Origin of the sequence: Brevibacillus sp. FSL K6-0770 (assembly GCF_038000275.1) — a bacterium.
Classification (GTDB): domain Bacteria; phylum Bacillota; class Bacilli; order Brevibacillales; family Brevibacillaceae; genus Brevibacillus; species Brevibacillus parabrevis.
Genome location: NZ_JBBOBQ010000001.1, coordinates 4928499 through 4944338, shown reverse-complemented (window position 1 = coordinate 4944338; position 15840 = coordinate 4928499). Strand labels below are relative to the sequence as shown.

14 protein-coding genes and 2 riboswitches are annotated in these 15840 nt (G+C 53.4%); of the genes, 7 read left to right on the top strand and 7 right to left on the bottom strand.

What is annotated here, in order from left to right:
* Window positions 1-93: 93 nt before the first annotated feature.
* From NST23_RS23500 to NST23_RS23490, 3 genes are read right to left on the bottom strand one after another with little or no spacing between them, the layout of a single operon-like run.
* Window positions 94-1248 (bottom strand): Ger(x)C family spore germination protein, encoded by a 1155-nt coding sequence (locus NST23_RS23500; protein WP_229049748.1) that lies wholly within the window; start codon window positions 1246-1248, stop codon window positions 94-96.
* Entirely contained in the window at window positions 1245-2771 is a 1527-nt protein-coding gene (locus tag NST23_RS23495; RefSeq protein ID WP_173596708.1) for a spore germination protein, read from the bottom strand. The genes NST23_RS23500 and NST23_RS23495 overlap by 4 nt, the downstream gene beginning before the upstream one ends.
* Window positions 2758-3846 carry an endospore germination permease gene (locus tag NST23_RS23490; protein WP_122964416.1) on the bottom strand — a complete coding sequence of 363 codons (1089 nt, stop codon included), beginning with the start codon at window positions 3844-3846 and terminating at the stop codon, window positions 2758-2760. The genes NST23_RS23495 and NST23_RS23490 overlap by 14 nt, the downstream gene beginning before the upstream one ends.
* A gap of 160 nt (window positions 3847-4006) precedes the next feature.
* On the opposite strand from NST23_RS23490, the gene NST23_RS23485 reads away from it, so the two are divergent.
* From NST23_RS23485 to NST23_RS23475, 3 genes are read left to right on the top strand one after another with little or no spacing between them, the layout of a single operon-like run.
* Window positions 4007-5554, top strand: a complete 1548-nt coding sequence (locus NST23_RS23485) for a spore germination protein (RefSeq protein ID WP_122964417.1) — start codon at window positions 4007-4009, stop codon at window positions 5552-5554.
* On the top strand, window positions 5551-6651 hold the full coding sequence (locus NST23_RS23480) for a GerAB/ArcD/ProY family transporter (protein WP_173598513.1): 1101 nt from the start codon (window positions 5551-5553) through the stop codon (window positions 6649-6651). The genes NST23_RS23485 and NST23_RS23480 overlap by 4 nt, the downstream gene beginning before the upstream one ends.
* On the top strand, window positions 6648-7763 hold the full coding sequence (locus tag NST23_RS23475; protein ID WP_122964419.1) for a Ger(x)C family spore germination protein: 1116 nt from the start codon (window positions 6648-6650) through the stop codon (window positions 7761-7763). The genes NST23_RS23480 and NST23_RS23475 overlap by 4 nt, the downstream gene beginning before the upstream one ends.
* A gap of 72 nt (window positions 7764-7835) precedes the next feature.
* On the opposite strand, the gene NST23_RS23470 is transcribed toward NST23_RS23475, so the two are convergent.
* From NST23_RS23470 to NST23_RS23455, 4 genes are read right to left on the bottom strand one after another with little or no spacing between them, the layout of a single operon-like run.
* Window positions 7836-8348, bottom strand: a complete 513-nt coding sequence (locus tag NST23_RS23470) for a 1,2-dihydroxy-3-keto-5-methylthiopentene dioxygenase (RefSeq protein WP_063227299.1) — start codon at window positions 8346-8348, stop codon at window positions 7836-7838.
* A gap of 18 nt (window positions 8349-8366) precedes the next feature.
* Window positions 8367-9020 carry a methylthioribulose 1-phosphate dehydratase gene (locus NST23_RS23465; protein ID WP_122964420.1) on the bottom strand — a complete coding sequence of 218 codons (654 nt, stop codon included), beginning with the start codon at window positions 9018-9020 and terminating at the stop codon, window positions 8367-8369.
* Window positions 9021-9023: 3 nt separating this feature from the next.
* Window positions 9024-9692 carry a 2-hydroxy-3-keto-5-methylthiopentenyl-1-phosphate phosphatase gene (locus NST23_RS23460; protein WP_122964421.1) on the bottom strand — a complete coding sequence of 223 codons (669 nt, stop codon included), beginning with the start codon at window positions 9690-9692 and terminating at the stop codon, window positions 9024-9026.
* Complete coding sequence (locus NST23_RS23455) at window positions 9689-10903, bottom strand: 2,3-diketo-5-methylthiopentyl-1-phosphate enolase (protein ID WP_122964422.1); 1215 nt, start codon at window positions 10901-10903, stop codon at window positions 9689-9691. Before NST23_RS23455 ends, NST23_RS23460 begins: the two co-directional genes overlap by 4 nt.
* A gap of 168 nt (window positions 10904-11071) precedes the next feature.
* Window positions 11072-11172: riboswitch (SAM riboswitch) on the bottom strand.
* A 200-nt stretch (window positions 11173-11372) separates the two neighbouring features.
* Between NST23_RS23455 and NST23_RS23450 the strand changes: the two genes are divergently transcribed.
* From NST23_RS23450 to mtnA, 4 genes are all read left to right on the top strand, one after another.
* Complete coding sequence (locus NST23_RS23450) at window positions 11373-11849, top strand: sigma-70 family RNA polymerase sigma factor (RefSeq protein WP_173596769.1); 477 nt, start codon at window positions 11373-11375, stop codon at window positions 11847-11849.
* Window positions 11846-13063, top strand: a complete 1218-nt coding sequence (locus NST23_RS23445) for an anti-sigma factor (protein WP_328140083.1) — start codon at window positions 11846-11848, stop codon at window positions 13061-13063. The genes NST23_RS23450 and NST23_RS23445 overlap by 4 nt, the downstream gene beginning before the upstream one ends.
* Before the next feature lie 92 nt (window positions 13064-13155).
* Window positions 13156-13301, top strand: a riboswitch (SAM riboswitch).
* 149 nt (window positions 13302-13450) lie between these two features.
* Window positions 13451-14680, top strand: a complete 1230-nt coding sequence (mtnK, locus tag NST23_RS23440) for an S-methyl-5-thioribose kinase (protein ID WP_122964424.1) — start codon at window positions 13451-13453, stop codon at window positions 14678-14680.
* A complete protein-coding gene (mtnA, locus tag NST23_RS23435; RefSeq protein ID WP_173596712.1) occupies window positions 14677-15717 on the top strand; it encodes an S-methyl-5-thioribose-1-phosphate isomerase in 1041 nt (346 codons plus the stop codon). The genes mtnK and mtnA overlap by 4 nt, the downstream gene beginning before the upstream one ends.
* Window positions 15718-15840 lie beyond the last annotated feature (123 nt).

Below are 15840 nucleotides of genomic sequence, written 5' to 3'. Positions count from 1 at the left end.
GCAGGGACATATCTCTGCTCTTTTTTGTGTGCGAAAAATGTCCCGCCGACTTTTCTGATACGGGAGATGTTTGCTTGCAGTCGACGGATTGCCTCAGTTGGCTTGCTTCACTTTCGAGATGCCCCCGTTGTTTAGCTTCACCTGAACGTTGACGGCAGACAGCGATTCTTGCGAAAGCGGGAGCGCGTTGTTTTTCTGCAATCGTTTCCACTCTTGCGGGTATTTGCGATAGAGAGCGTGTCCCAACTGCAAGGTGTCGATGTTATGTTTTCGGCCCTTTGCAAAAAGCGCCCGTACTTCCGCCTCGATTTTTTTCGCTGCTTCCTTTTCGATTTCATTGATCGGCCCGACTGTCACTACCTGCGTGATATAGCCAGTGGCGTGGATGTCGATGGCGAAGGTTACGGTGCCGTTTTGCAATCGTGGCTCGATTTTCACTTTGGGCTTTTCGAGGATGGTCATCGCCAGCAGTTGCCCTCCTTTGCTGATCCCTAGCAGTGTCCGGACGGTGTGTTCATCGAGCCAGCGCAGCCCCAGCAAGTCTGAGCGCGGCCAGCAGCCTCGGGACTCCAAGTTTTGCAGCAGGCATGCGCCGATCATCTTTAATTTGGGCAACGCTTTCTTGTCTTCGCTCCAGCTGTTTCGGTTGATCGAGAGAATCGGGACGTAGACAACGAGGTTCGGTTCATCTCTTCTCGCGATGAATTGAAACAGCTTCATCGGACGCAGCACAGAGTTTTGCTCATACAGATCGGATGGATTCGCCAGTTGCGAGTAAATCACAGGCAAATCGAACACCTGCTTTGCATTGAAAATGTCGATAATCGGGTCTTTGGTGGCAAACGTCCAGAGCGTGTAGCGAAACTCGTAAAAACGGTCCAGCTCGTCCAAAATCTCCTCCATATGTTTCTTTTCCAAGGCGCTTTCACTAAAGACGATGGAGCGGATATGGCTCCAGGTCATTTGCTTTTGGCTGGTGGGATAAATGTTGAACAGCGCGTTTACGAACGTTTTGCCAGTTCCTTTGGCCACAGCCGATCCACTGGTGGAGCGCGCGCCGCCAGCTTCTGTTTTGGCGATGCTGGAAAAGCTCAAGATTTGCGCGTACACGACAAACTCATCGTTAACGTAATCGATGCCGAGGGCGTTGACGTAAAGCAAATTTTCAATTTCCCGCGCGTTCCAGCAACCGCAGAGCAAAACAGGGAAAACGAGTGTGATTGCAATCGCTCGAAGGTGGGGCATCATCGTTGGCCCTCCCCCTTTTCCGAAGGGTCGTGCAGGAACTCGGGACTTCGTTCGGCTTTGCGCCATGGCGTGCGAAACACGGTTTTGTACAAATCGGGCCAGAAAGTCGGTGCGAGCGGAGACAAGTAATACAAGCCAAAGGAACGCATGTTGGCAAAGTACAAAAGTGTCGCCAGAGCCGAGATCATAAAACCGAACATCCCCAAAAGCGAGCAGACTACGCTGATGCCAAGCCGGAGCAAGGTGATCGTTCCGACAATGTGCTGGTTCGTCAGGGTGAACGTTGCCATGACAGAAAGCGCCACAATTACAAGGCTGCCTGTAGAGGTCAGTCCGGCTGAAATCGCAGCTTGTCCGACGATCAATCCGCCGACGACCGAAAGCGTTTGGCCGATCGCCATGGGCAGACGCAGGCCAGCCTCCTTGAACAGCTCAAACAGCAGCACCATGAGCAACACTTCGAGGGCAGCAGGCAACGGCACTCCTTGCCGCGATTTTACGATGGTGGCGATCAATGTGTAGGGCAGCTGTTCCTGATGATAAGTGATCAGGGCGACCCAAAAGCCGGGCAAAAACAGGGCGATCAGCACGCAGAAAATCCGTAGAAACCGGACAAAGGCGATCGAGAAGACAGAGGAGCTGGCATCTTCTGCGGCGTTCAGCAGCATGGAAAAGTTGACAGGGCCGATCAAGGCGGTCGGGGAACCGTCAACTAAAATGGCAAAACGTCCTTTTAACAAAGCGTTGGTCACGTAGTCAGGTCTTCCCGAGTATTGGTACTCCGGGAGCAGTGTCAGTGGGGTGTGGGACAAATTCTCTTCTACTTGCAACCCGCTGATGATGCCCTTGCTGCCCAACTTATCCAGGCGCGAGCATATCTCGCGTTCCAGCTCCGGCGCGATCTGGTCTTTCAGGTACAAGAGACCGACTCGTGTGTGGGTGTGGCTGCCCAGGATGTATGGGAGATACTTCAACTGGTGTGTCCGCATTCTTTTGCGAATCAAAGCCAGATTCGTACTGATCTCCTCCGTGAACCCATCCCGAGGTCCGCGGATGGACACATCGGTATTGGACTCTTCGGGATCGCGCTTGGGCGGATTGCCTGTCTCGACGTAAAAAGCGATTTGAAACTCCTCGAACACCATGAGCAGGTTTCCGCTAAAGACGTGCCTGCAAATCCAGTCAATATCGGTCGGGTACGTCAACTCGTTCATGAAAAACAGCTTTTTCTCGCGCAAATCATCCGCGCTCCTGATCTCCTCGTCGGAAAACAGCCGGGTCAACTGCGGCATCAAATATTCGCTGATCCGGTCCAGGTCACAAATGCAGTCGGAGTATACGAAGGAGACATAGCAGGGCTCGGGGCCAGGGATCAATGTATGTTCCTCGATGCAAACGTCATTGCAGTCCGTAAACAGCTCATGAAAAGACCGCATGCTAAGGGAGGAAAGCTCTGCATGGTCCGCTGTGGCAGTAGAGTGTTCCAGCACCTGCTTCACCTTGGCAAACCTACGATTTTTCATGTGGCTTCCTCCTTGGGGCAAAGGCTGTCAGGAGCGCTAGCAAAAGGGAAAGCGATACAGCCAGGACGAGCATGGCAGGCAGAATCAGCTTGGACAGCAAACTGTAAAATTCAATCGTACTGATCGGATAGAGCGAAAGCACGGTCGCGAGGAAACAAAGTCCGAGCAGCCACCAGAAGCGCGAGCGTCCTTTTGGAATTAAAAAAACATCGACAATGAGGAGCAGGGATAGGGAGACGCGTGTGAACGCTCCGCTAAACCACTGGTAGATGCTTAAAAAGTCCAGATGCTCAATGTACAGGCCAATGTTGGCCAGCCGCCATTCCTCGTAAGCCGGATAGCGCAGCTTGGTCGCCTCCAGCGGCCCGAACTCCACGATGGCGCCAATGGTCGGTCCGATGGTCAAACCGATGAAGATGACAGCAAGCAAAAAAATTTGATAGTAGGGCATTGGAGCGCGCAAGTGATGTTTGATCAGCAAAAACAGGATCATCTCGGTAAAGCCTGCCCCTGCGTACACCATGCCTTTGGCTACAGGCGCCAGGCCATCTTCCATGATCGGGAGCAGCAGACTGTAGTCTTTGTTTTGGAAATTGGTCGCCATCACGAAAAATCCGAGCACTACGACAAAGGGCAATAAAACGGTCGAAGTCACGGCAATCGACCGGATGCCGAGCAAAGCATTTCCCAGGCAAAGCAGGGCGAACAGACCTGCATGGACAGAGAGCGGGGTTTGCGGGGCAAAGGATAAATTGATCCACGTGACCGTATCCGTCAAGGTGGTCGTGGCGATGACAAAGCAATAGAGCGAGATCAAGATGGCCAGAAAGTAAGCGACAGCCGGGCCATAGCGCTGCTTCATCCATTGCAGGAGCGGCTCGCTGCCTGTTTTGCGGTAAATGAAATAGAGCAGAGCCGTCCAGATAAGGTATAAGACGCCTGCAAACAGGACGGATATCCAGGAATCTCTTTTGGCCGAGTCCAACATCATGGGGATGACCAGAACGTGATTCATCAGTCCATTTGTCAGCATCAGCATCACTACGATTTGGGTAAAGGCTAGTCCATTTTTCATGAGTCTCCCGCCAAACTGTTCCAGTTCTCCTGTCAGTATTTGCAGGTCGTTTGGATTTATGCGATTTTCGCGTTCGCTTGTGAGAAGTTGAATGCATATTTTTGGAATCAGTCACGAACGCTAATACAACAAACTACGCAGAGGATGGGAACCAAAACAGATGGGGATGAGAGGATGGCTGAGACGAAGAAGGGCATCGGCAAAAGACAGATTCAGTCACTCTTCTGTCCCGGTGCCTGCGCGTGAGATCAGTGACAGTTTAAGCGATAACATCACAGAGTTGCGCACGATGTTTACCCTGACGCCCGATCTAGTAATCCGTACGTTCGAGAGCAAGTTTGTCGAGGGAAGCGTCGCGCTGGTCTATTTGACGGGTTTGGTAGACAAAAGCTCGGTGAACAACAATGTGCTTCGGCCGCTTCTTTCCCAGCAAAGCGAAGGGCCTGCCAGCATCTACGATCTTTTGTCCGTAGGAAAAGTGTTTAATATATACGATTTTCACGAGGTCGAAAGGCAGATTCTCGATGGCAGCAGCTTGCTGTTTATCGAGGGGCGCAAAGAAGCGCTCGCTGTCGAGACACATGGCTGGCCGCAGCGCGCCATCGAGGACCCTCAGCTTGAAGCGTCCTTGAAGGGAGCGCATCAAGGCTTCGTCGAGACAGGGATGCAAAACATCGCCTTGATCCGCCGCTATCTTCCCAATCGGGAGATGAAGATCAAGGAGTATTGGGTGGGGGACAGGGCGCCGACAAGAGTGTCGCTGCTGTTTTTGGCAGATGTGGTTCATCCCGAGGTGCTGCAAGAGTTTGAGGATCGAATCAAGCTGATTCGGATCGATTCGATTTTGAACACGGGAGAGCTGGAGGAGTTGGTGGAGGACAACCCGTACTCGCCTTTTCCGCAATTCATGATGACAGAACGGCCGGACTCGGTTGCTTCGCACATTTTGCAGGGAAAGGTTGCCGTTGTCGTCGATCGCTCTCCCAGCGTTTTGATCGGCCCTGCGACTTTTGCCTCGTTTTTTCAAAATGTGGACGACTACAGTACCCGCTGGCTGGTTGCCACTTTTATCCGGCTGCTGCGCTTTATGGCGTTTCTGGTGGCTACCTTTTTGCCAGCCGTCTACATCGCGGTGATCTCTTTTAACTACGAGGTCATTCCGCTCGACTTGATTTTGTCAGTGGGAGAGTCGCGGGAGAGAGTGCCATTTCCTCCCTTGCTGGAAGCGATGATCATGGAACTGACGCTGGAAATGTTGCGGGAAGCCGGGGTGAGGCTGCCTGCGCCGATCGGACAGACGGTGGGCATCGTCGGCGGTATCGTTATCGGACAGGCGGTTGTACAGGCCGGGATCGTCAGCAACATCATGGTGATTGTAGTCGCTTTTACTGCGATCTCTTCCTTTATCATCCCGAACTACGACATGGCGTCAGCAGTGCGGCTGCTGCGGTTTTTGATGATGGGACTGGCTGCGATGTTCGGGATTATTGGCATTGTGATCGGGATGATGGGGCTGATCGGTCATTTGATCTCGCTGGAATCTTTGGGCGTGCCTTACGGAAGTCCGCTGGCACCCGTACGATTTTCAGACTGGAAGGACTTGTTTCTGCGCTTGCCGTTGTGGAGCATGAAAAATCGTCCGGCCAGCGCCCGCGTCGTCCAGTCCAAGCGTCAGGGGGATAACCGTCCTCGGGGGGATGGCGAATGAAAAAATACGCATTTAACGAGCTGACTGTCCTCCAGTACGTATTTTTTATTCATGGAACACAAGTGGGGATCGGAGTCTTGTCCATGCCGCGAGAGTTGGCCGAGGAAGCGGGAACGGACGGATGGATTTCCATTCTCATTGGCTGGGTATGCGCTACTGTGGCAAGCCTCCTCATTGTGAACATCATGAAGCGCTATCCGGGCAAAACGATCGTCGATTTGATTCCCGTCTTTTTTGGCAAATGGCTGGGAATGGTCGTTTCCGCGCTTGTCGCCTGTTATTGCGCCCTTGCCGCCATGACGGTAATCGCCAACGGGATCGGGATTGTGAACGTGTGGATTTTGTCCCAGACGCCAGGATACGTTTTGGCGATATTGACGGTGATCCCTACCTATATGGTTGTGCAGGGCGGGCTGCGGGTGCTGGGACGGTATGCCGAGTTGATTTTTTACTTGACGCTGTGGATGCCGATCGTTGTCTTTTCCATCTTGCCGTATTCCAATTGGCTTCACTTGCTGCCTGTGCTAAAAGAAGGGTGGATGCCGGTTTTCTCCGCAACCAAATCGACGATTTTGTCCTTTCTCGGATTTGAGCTGGCGTTTTTTCTGTACCCGTTTTTGCAGCGAAAACAGTATGCTTCGCTGGGAATTGTGGTGGCAAACACATTGTCCATGCTGATTTTTATGCATATTACTGTTTTCAGCTTTTCCTTTTTTAGTCCGGATGAAATCACGCAATATACGTGGCCGACACTCAATTTGTGGAAAGTAATCGAGTATCGCTTTCTGGAGCGAATCGACATCATTTTTCTTGCGTTCTACTTGTTCTTTTTGTCGACGACCACGCTGCCGTACATGTATTTTACGGTGTTCACGACGAGCCAAATGGTCGGGTCAGCCGATCATCGCAAGCACTTGTTCATTCTGATGATCCTGATCGTCGTGGGAGCCTGGCTGTATACGCCCACGTTCATCGATCTGAAAAAGTGGAGCGAGGTGTGGAGCATGACTGGAATGGTTGGCGGATACATCATCCCCGTGATCTGGTGGCTGGCGATCCAGTTGTTTCGGCGCGGAAAAGGGGGGCAAAAGGGATGAGCAAAGCCGGAAAGCTGCTGTTGATCTCGGCGCTGTTTTTCTTTTTGTCAGGCTGCATGGATCGAATCGATCTGGAAGATGCGACGATTACGCTGATGGCCGGAGTTGACGTGAATGAGAAGGATGAGCTGCTGTTTTATTTATCCAGTCCGGTTTTCAGCCGAGAAGCGAAGAAAAAAAGCGAAGAATTTGGCGTAAAAGCGGAGTCTTTCCGACAGGCGCGGGCACGATTGGACGAGATGGTGACGGGGCTTACTCTTTCAGGGAAAATCCAGGCGATCGTGCTGGGAAAGCGACTTTTGGAGCACCCTGACTGGTTCAAGATTCTCGACGTCATTTTCCGCGATGCGCGCTTTACGGTCAACGCCCGGATGGTCTATTTTGACGGCGAGGTAGGTGACTTGTTTCACTTTCAACCGCCAGACAAGCCGAGGCTGTCCCTGCATCTGACCAAGCTGATCGATACCGCTAATCAGCGGAATTTGACCGTGCGGACGAGGGCGCAAGATTTTCATCGGCAAATGTTTGAAAAAGGGATTAATCCAACCATCACGGCTGTGGGCAAAGAAAAAGCGATCAAGATTTTGGGAACAGCGGTGCTGAGCAAGGAGGGCACGTATGTCGAGCTGCTGCAAAGTCAGGAAACGATGCTGCTCCAGTTGTTTCTGCACGGAAAAGAGGGCGAAGTGACCTTTACGGTGCCGATCCCTGCGCCCAATGACAGCAAAAAGATGATCAAGCACAGAGTCAGCCTCATCGCAAAGCAAGCATCCAAAAAAGTGAAGACGACCTTTCGGGACGGCAAGTTTCATTTTGAAGTAAAGATGAAGTTCGGCGGCGGTATTTCGGAGAGATTGTTCCCTTTTGACATGGAAAAGGATTATAAGGACATGGAGCAGATGGTTAATGCGGAGCTGCGCAAAGAATTTGAGAAACTGGTCGTGAAGTGCCAGCAAAATGAAGTCGATCCATTCGGATTCGGGTTGTACGCGCGAGCGCATGCGTATCAGGAGTGGAAAAAGGTGCAAGATAATTGGCCCAAAGCTTTTGCCCAGGCGGAAGTGAAGTTCGTGCCGGAGCTGTCGATCAAGGGCAACGGCGTCATTCGCTAAAATACGTTAAAAGAAACAAGAACACCCTGGTGCAGCATTCGCTCCAGGGTGTTTCGCATTCCGCACTTTGTATTAGTAGATAGCTTCCCAGCCAGCAGGTGTGACAAACAGGCGGATCGCTTTGATTTTGCGGTCATCCATCAGCGTGAAGTAGTGGCGGAAGTTCGGCGGTACCGAAATCAGATCGCCAGGGGAAAGCTCAACGTCGAAGTAACGTCCGTCTTTTCCTTTGATCGCGAAAATGCCGTGCCCGTCTACGCAGAAGCGGCACTCATCATCTGTGTGGTGATGCTCGCCTTTGAATTTTACCAACAGCTCGTCGAGGTTCGGCGTTTTGTCGGAGAGGACGATAATATCGGCAGTCAAGTAGCCGCGGCGTTGGCTGATCGCATCGATTTCCGGCTTGAAGGTGTCGAGAATTTCTTGCTTTTCTTCGTCTGTCGGGCTGTAGTTGTCGCGGTGCTTCGGATCGAGGCGAGCTACATCCCATTTTTCATAAATGATTTCTTGGGTGTCCAGGAAGGAAATGACTTCCTCCGGAGCGGAAATGTACTCGTTGTTGTCGTGGAAACGAATTTGTGCCATGATGCTTGCCTCCCTTGATTAGTTGGATGTAGTGGACACGACAGCTTGGCGCAGTTGCAGCCAGCGGGCGTGGTACTCAAACAGAAATTCAAATGCTTCCAGGTGGCGCTTCGCTTCAAAGTCGTTGCCGCCCCAGGCGTAAATGCCGTGGTTACGGATCAGAACACCCGGAATTTCCGGGGTGATGACTTTTTCGATCGCGGCTGCGAGGGTCGGAATATCGGCAAAGTTCTCAACAATCGGAACAGTGATCCGCGCATTTTCCTCCCAAATCCCAAGGCCCTTGATCAGCTCCTGGCCTTGAATGGTGAAAGCCCGTTGGCCGAAGTACAGCTCGGAGATGAGATTGTTCCAGACCGTATGGACGTGGAAGCAGGCACCTGCTTTGGCAAACTTTTGATAGACGACTGCGTGGATCAACGTTTCGGCGGACGGCTTGAGCGAGGTTGCCTCCACGGGACGGGAGTCTTGATCGACCACCAGATAGTCTTCCGGCGACAGCTTCGTCTTGTCCTTGCCGCTTGCCGTCACGGCAAATTGCAGCGGCTCGTCTTGAATCTTGATGGAGAGATTGCCGCTTGTGCCGGGAAACCAGTCCCGGCGGGCAAATGTCAGCTTGGCGTCATCGAGACGACGAAACGCGTCCAGACGCTGTTCGAGTGTTGCGGTCATGTGTCAGACAACCTCCTGTTTCAGTTGCGTAAGTGTGGCGATCACGTCGTGGAAGGTGGCGAAAGTGCTGTGTGACAGCTGTAGTTCCTCGGCTTTTTGCGCGAGGAAGGAGCGGGCGATCACGAAATCGGCAATTTTGGCGCCAGCCAGGTCAGTGATGGAATCACCAATGACGACACGATAGTGAGTGGCGGGATCGTAGCGGCGAATAATGGTTGTCTTGCACATGCCACAGCCGTTTGTGCAATGCTCGTCGCAGGAATGCGGCCACGTAATCGTGATGTTCTCTCCGGAGAAGTCGCTGCCGTTGCAGTAAATCGGGACATGATCCAAATCAAACGGAGCGAGGATCGGCTTTACGAAAAAGTCGATGCCGCCGCTCGTGATCAGCAGTTCGATGCCTTCCTCGCGGCAAAAGCGGACAAAATCGGCAAAGCCGGGGCGAATGGTCGCTTCGTTCACGATGTAGTCCACAATGTTCTGGCGCAGGGAGGAGGGCAAGAGCTGAAACAGCTTGCCGACGCCTTCCTGTACGCTGATTTTTTGCGACAAAATTTGTTCGGTAAGAGCTTCCCACTCAGGGGGAGCGAATTTTTTTACAATCGCGACGATGTTGTCTTTTTCCGTAATGGTTCCGTCAAAATCGCAGAACAGCACGAGCTTTTTGCTCATCGTGCGCCACCCCATTTCTCCAGGGCTGCCGCCAGTTCAGGCGATTGGTTCGCCGCTTCTCCCAGGGTGTGTCCAGCCGTGACTGCTGCGATTGCATCGACGAACGCTTTGGCCCCTGCGGTAGCGCCGCCCGGATGTCCGTGAATGCCGCCGCCAGCATTGACGATTTGGTCCAGACCGAAATCCGCATAAAGCTGCGGGACGAGTCCCGGATGGATGCCGGCTGATGGAACCGGGAACGAGCGGCGCACGCCTTCCAACGGAGTGGTCAAGTTGGTCGCCAGTTGCAGCGCTTCTGTTTTGTCCAGGGCGACGTTGCCATATGGCGACGGGAACAGCACCAGGTCTGCTCCGGCAATTCGCATCAGGGTGCCGAGCAAAAGCGGAGTGGCGATCCCGTAATCAGGCGACGGATAGTAAGCGCCAGCGAGAGCGGGGTGGGCCATGATCGGGATGTTGACGTCCGGATCGGCTGCCAGGCGGTGCAAGGCATCGAAGCCAAAAGCGAGGACGTTGAACAGCAGGCAATCTGCGCCAGCTTCCACGGCACGCTTTGCTTTTTCGTTCAGCTCGTTGATCGGGCCAGTCAGGTTGGCCGCGTAGAGGACAGGCTTGCCAGTTTGCGCTTCTGTCTCCTGCGCGATCTCCTTGAAGGCGCGGATACGCTCCAAAAACGGCGCGCGATCGTCTGCGAAGAAGATTTCGTCATCTTTGACCAGATCGACGCCACCGAGCGCCTGTGCCCGGAATTGCGTCTTCAAATCTTCGAAGGGAAGACCGAGGCAAGATTTGAAAATGCTCATCAACAGCGGGCGGTTTTGTGCATCCAAACGTCCGCGCAGTCCGTCAATGCCGAACTTTGGTCCGGGAAAAGCTTGTAGAAACGACTCAGGGAAAGTGATGTCCACCAGCTTGATTTTTCCGTCCATGGACAGTTTCCCGAAGATTCCGGTCAAAAGCGAAGGAATGTCGTGCGTAAAATTGCGCGTCGGGTAGCTGACGGTGATCAGTCCGCGCGTCTCGCCGTTTTCCAATGTCTCAAGCGGCGTAGCGCTCACGGCTTCCCCGAGATAAGGAGCCAGCTCAGCTTGCTTCGCTGCGGGCAAATCCGTCCAGGAGCCGACCGTCATGCCAACGGCGATGGCGGCTGCTTTTTTGTGTAAGTCTTTGGCTTGCGTCAAATAAGTGACGAGGATGCGTTGATCACTCATGCTAGTCCTCCTTGGGCAGCTTGAAAAGTTTCGTGAAGCTTTCGGGCATGTAAAAAAGCCTCCCCAGAGCGGGGAGGCGGTTGTCGACTATAAAAACGTCTCGTCTCCTCTCATCTCTCGGGTCAGTAGTCGGGACAGAAGACGCAGCAATGCCGCTTCTCGTACCGACTCTTATCCGTTGGAATTAGCACCGTTTCGCTATTCAAGAAAAAATAGCGCCGGTTGCCGGGCATCATAGGGCCAGTCCCTCAGCCAGCTCGCGATAAGAGTTATGTGGTTCACAGGCCAGTCAGCCGTGTGTGCTACACCCATGATATGACTTCTGTTGTCCGTAGTCAATCTTTGTTTTTTGCCGGAATGTGCTCTCTGTAGAGAGGGAAAAAGTGGCCGGAAGTGAAACTTTTTTCGCTAGAGGGCGTGGTACGTAAAGAAGGGATGTGGAGGCATTGGGAAAGTAGGCTTGGAGTATGTGTACCAGATGCATGTAAACGACATATACCGCTACCTTTTCCGGCTGACACGCGATACCAGGCATGCGGAGGACTTGACGCAGGAGGTTTTTTTCCGGGCGTATGCCTCCCTGGAAGACTACCGCGGCGAAAAGGTCAGGCCATGGCTGTTCAAGGTCGCTTACCACGCTTTTATCGATTGGCACCGCAAGCAAAAGCGGCGGCCAGTCGACTACATGGAAAAGATGCCGGAACGACCGGACGCATCCGCGAGCGACCCGGCGGAACTGTTGGTCGCTCAGGAATTGTGGAAAGAGGCATATGCGCATCTGGAGCAATTGCCGCCCAAGCAACGACAGGTCATTTTGCTGTCAGCCATGCAATTTTCCTACGCGGAAATGGCAGAGGTGTTGGAGATCGAACTGGCGGACGTCAAACGCTCGCTGTTTCGCGGTCGGCAAAAGATGCGAAAGCTGTGGAAGGAGGAAGGGCCATGACGCACCAAAACGGTCATGATCGCGAGCAAAAGCTGCTCGCTTATTTGAGAGGGGAACTGACAGGGGAAGAAGCAAAGCGGCTTGGCGAGGAGCTGGCAGCCGATGAGGCATGCGCAGAGCGGCTGGAGCGGCTTTTGCTGGGCGAAGAAGGAGAGCAGCAACCACGGGAACTCGACGCGCTGGACGAGGGCGGGCACAGCCAGCTTTCCGAAGCGAAGCAGAGGGCGATTGTCCGGCGGGGAAAATGGAAAAATCGCTTGCTCAGTTCCGTGTACGCTTTTGCCATCCCGTTTGTAATTGGCGTGGTATTTCTGGGCGTCAACGGATGGGTAGGGTCGTCGATGCACGATGATCTGCACCGGGTAGCGAAGGACATGGTCAATTTTACGCAGCCGGGTGTCAGCGTGGGCAGCAGCGGCTCGCAGGTGGGACTGCTGTACGGCAGCATCCGGATGGAACTTCGCGAGCGAGTAGGGGCGGACATCAAAAACGCGGGCCGCTTTGAAAGCACCAACGTGTTGTGGAACGTCAACGCCAAGCCGCAATGGACCAACGGAGTCAGGGAGCAAAAGCTGTTTTTCCGCTATCCGCTTCAAAGCGGGCAAAAACCGGACGCAGACGAACTGGCGCATTGGCGCACGCCAGCCTGGACGACTTTGGAGAAGCTCCCCGAAGGAACCGTTGCCCAGCTGGCTGTCTCTTTTGCTGATTTTTTGACGTACGAGCAGTATTATGAGCGAATCTCCCGCTACATCAGCTCCGCCAACCAGGATACGGTCTGGTTGGCAGTGGACACCGGAGTGGAAGCCAGGCACGAAGACCAAAAAGACGGCTACCTGCTCTTGGGGCCGGGAGAAGCATGGGGATTTGCGGAGCACGAGCTGAATTACGGAGCGGCTCCGATTCAGGTCAACGGAGAGGGAAGCCGACGGATGGCAGCCTTTTTGGGGGAAATGGCCTACCTTGTCGAGCAAAAAAGCCTCGCGCGCGACATGGGACAATATTTGGTCTCGCGAAGCGATCCGCAAGTCGAGGAGCGCTATCGCTACTTGCAGGAAAAAGGCGTTCGCCTCTACGGAGCAGTCCTGACCGGACCGACGAAGGAACTGCTCAAACTCAAGGATGAGAAGTCGATTACCGCTGCCTTTGTCGGCCAAATTGACTGGTGGAACTGGGATCGCCCGGCTGCTTCCGGCACTCAGCACGTCTGGTAGGAGAGAAGCGCGGTTTGCGAAAAAAGGGTGTTGACATCGTGGAACGGCAGGTTGTATGATTCAAACTAAATCAAAACCGCATACGTTTGGATACCTTATCCAGAGAAGGTGGAGGGACTGGCCCGATGATACCCGGCAACCGACACGACGCTATTTCAACGCGAGCAGCGGCTGAAACAAAAAGCGACGTGCACGGTGCTAATTCCTGCAGAAACAAAAGTGGTCTGGAAGATAAGGGGGACATGACACGTTTATTATACGTGGCGACAGCGACCTCTTTTCTTCGGGAAAGAGGTCTTTTTTGTGCGTTTGGACACGGATTCCTGACCATTTTGTCATTCCGTTCGAGATAGAGAAAAAAACGATTTGTGAGGGGAGTAATCAATCATGGCATACCGCGCATTGACTGAGCAGGAAGCAGTAGAGTACGTAAAAGGCTTGCCGGGTCTGTTTACAGAAGGAGCAGAGCTGACCAGCCGCGAAATCGGTGACGGGAATCTGAACCTCGTGTTCGATATCCAGGAGCCGGCTACCGGAAAAAAAGTCATCGTGAAGCAAGCGTTGCCGTTTGCGAGAGTCGTGGGAGAATCATGGCCGCTGACGATTGACCGTGCCCGCATCGAGAGTGAAGCGCTCCGCATCCAGCACAAATACGTGCCTGACCTGGTGCCGGAAGTATACCACTTCGATCAGGAGCTGGCGCTGACGGTGATGGAGAACGTAGGCGACCACGTCATCATGCGCAAAGGCTTGATTGAGGGCAAGCGCTACCCGCTTTTTCCGAAGCAGATCGGACGTTTTCTCGCGCAAACCTTGTTCTACACATCCGATTTGGGGGCGCATCCGTACGACAAAAAAGCGCTAGTCGGAACATTCATAAATCCGGAATTATGCAAAATCACAGAAGATCTCGTCTTTACCGACCCGTATGAAAATGCGCCGACCAACGACTTTAACCCGCTGATCCGCAAAGAAGTAGAGGCCATCTGGAACAACAAGCCGCTCAAGCTGGAAATCGCCAAGCTGAAATTCGATTTCCTGACTCGCGCAGAAGCACTTTTGCACGGCGATTTGCACACAGGCAGCATCTTCATCACCGAGAGCAGCCTGAAAGCGATCGACCCCGAATTTGCCTACTACGGGCCGATCGGTTTTGACATCGGTGCCGTTATCGCCAATCTGCTGCTCAACTACGCTGGTCAGCACGGCTTGCAAAATGACCAAGGAGAACGCGACTCCTACCGCGAATACTTACTGGAAACGGTTGAAGATGTCTGGAACGAATTTGTTTCCCAGTTTGTCCAGCTCTGGCACAAGCAGGCTAAAGAACGCAGCGCTCATGTCGAGGGCTTGTGGCAAAGCTACGTGAAACGACTGATTCAGGATACGGCAGGCTATGCCGGATGCAAAATTTTGCGCCGTGTGATCGGCCTGGCAGGAGTGGCTGATCTGAATGCCATCGCAGACGCCGAAAAACGCGCCGAAGCAGAACGACTGGCGCTGGCGATCGGGGAAGCGCTGATTCTCGGACGCAACGACATTGAGGAATCGACAGACATCACGGACATCGTCCGCAACGTAACCGCACGCTACTATCAGGAGGCAACGACAGTATGACAACCAGTACACAAACAACGCCAGTCAAGTGGGAAGACGACGTACTCGTCTTGCTTGATCAGACGCGTTTGCCAGTAGAAACGATTTATTTGCAGCTGACGACCGCCGAACAAGTATGGGGCTCGATTCGCCGCCTGGAAGTGCGCGGAGCACCGGCAATCGGCATGGCCGCCGCCTACGGACTGTATTTGGGAATCCGCGGCAGCGAAGCGCAAACGTATGAACAGTTTTGGCAAGAGCTGAACAGCCAGGCAGACTATTTGGGAACGTCCCGGCCAACTGCTGTGAATCTGTTCTGGGCGCTTGACCGGATCAAAGCACGCGTGCAACAAAACTCCGCCTTGCCCGTTGACGAGCTGAAAAAAGCTGTGCTCGACGAAGCACTGGCGATTCAAAAAGAAGACGCAGAAGTATGTCGCACGATCGGCGAACATTTGCTGACGCTGTTGCAAGACGGCATGGGCGTGCTTACACACTGTAATCCGGGTGCGCTGGCTACTGCTGCATACGGTACGGCTACCGCTCCTTTCTATTTGGCAAAAGAACGCGGGTGGGATTTGAAAGTATACGCCGACGAGACGCGCCCCGTATTGCAAGGCGCTCGCCTGACCGCCTATGAATTGCAGCAGGCTGGGATTGACGTCACCTTGATTTGCGACAACATGGCAGCTATGGTCATGTCGCAAGGCAAAGTGCAGGCCGTTGTCGTGGGAACAGACCGTGTAGCGGCCAACGGCGACGTCGCCAACAAAATCGGCACGTATGGAGTAGCCGTTTTGGCAAAAGCGCATGGCATTCCTTTCTATGTAGCGGCGCCGCTGTCCTCTGTCGATCTGGCGACGGCGACAGGTGCGGAAATTCCGATTGAGGAACGTCCGGCAGAAGAGATCACACACGGCTTGGGCAAACAGGTAGCACCGGATGATATCAAGGTGTACAATCCGGCGTTTGACGTGACGCCAGCCCAGTACATTACCGCAATTGTGACAGAGACGGGCATTTTCAAGCCGGAAGAGATCGCGAAAAGCAAACAATAGTCCGTCGTATCAGGAGCGTCTGCCTTTTTATGGCGGGCGCTTTTTTTCAGGAATAGATCGTCTGATTCTTGCTAAATTATGGAACCAGCCGCATAATCGAGCGTAAGAAGTTGCTTGCCCGTT

Excerpts from the sequence above, each read along its gene's own strand:
- NST23_RS23500 (WP_229049748.1), bottom strand. The coding sequence starts at position 1,248 with ATGATGCCCCACCTTCGAGCGATTGCAATCACACTCGTTTTCCCTGTT.
- NST23_RS23495 (WP_173596708.1), bottom strand. The coding sequence starts at position 2,771 with ATGAAAAATCGTAGGTTTGCCAAGGTGAAGCAGGTGCTGGAACACTCT.
- NST23_RS23490 (WP_122964416.1), bottom strand. The coding sequence starts at position 3,846 with ATGAAAAATGGACTAGCCTTTACCCAAATCGTAGTGATGCTGATGCTG.
- NST23_RS23485 (WP_122964417.1), top strand. The coding sequence starts at position 4,007 with ATGGGGATGAGAGGATGGCTGAGACGAAGAAGGGCATCGGCAAAAGAC.
- NST23_RS23480 (WP_173598513.1), top strand. The coding sequence starts at position 5,551 with ATGAAAAAATACGCATTTAACGAGCTGACTGTCCTCCAGTACGTATTT.
- NST23_RS23475 (WP_122964419.1), top strand. The coding sequence starts at position 6,648 with ATGAGCAAAGCCGGAAAGCTGCTGTTGATCTCGGCGCTGTTTTTCTTT.
- NST23_RS23470 (WP_063227299.1), bottom strand. The coding sequence starts at position 8,348 with ATGGCACAAATTCGTTTCCACGACAACAACGAGTACATTTCCGCTCCG.
- NST23_RS23465 (WP_122964420.1), bottom strand. The coding sequence starts at position 9,020 with ATGACCGCAACACTCGAACAGCGTCTGGACGCGTTTCGTCGTCTCGAT.
- NST23_RS23460 (WP_122964421.1), bottom strand. The coding sequence starts at position 9,692 with ATGAGCAAAAAGCTCGTGCTGTTCTGCGATTTTGACGGAACCATTACG.
- NST23_RS23455 (WP_122964422.1), bottom strand. The coding sequence starts at position 10,903 with ATGAGTGATCAACGCATCCTCGTCACTTATTTGACGCAAGCCAAAGAC.
- NST23_RS23445 (WP_328140083.1), top strand. The coding sequence starts at position 11,846 with ATGACGCACCAAAACGGTCATGATCGCGAGCAAAAGCTGCTCGCTTAT.
- mtnK (WP_122964424.1), top strand. The coding sequence starts at position 13,451 with ATGGCATACCGCGCATTGACTGAGCAGGAAGCAGTAGAGTACGTAAAA.
- mtnA (WP_173596712.1), top strand. The coding sequence starts at position 14,677 with ATGACAACCAGTACACAAACAACGCCAGTCAAGTGGGAAGACGACGTA.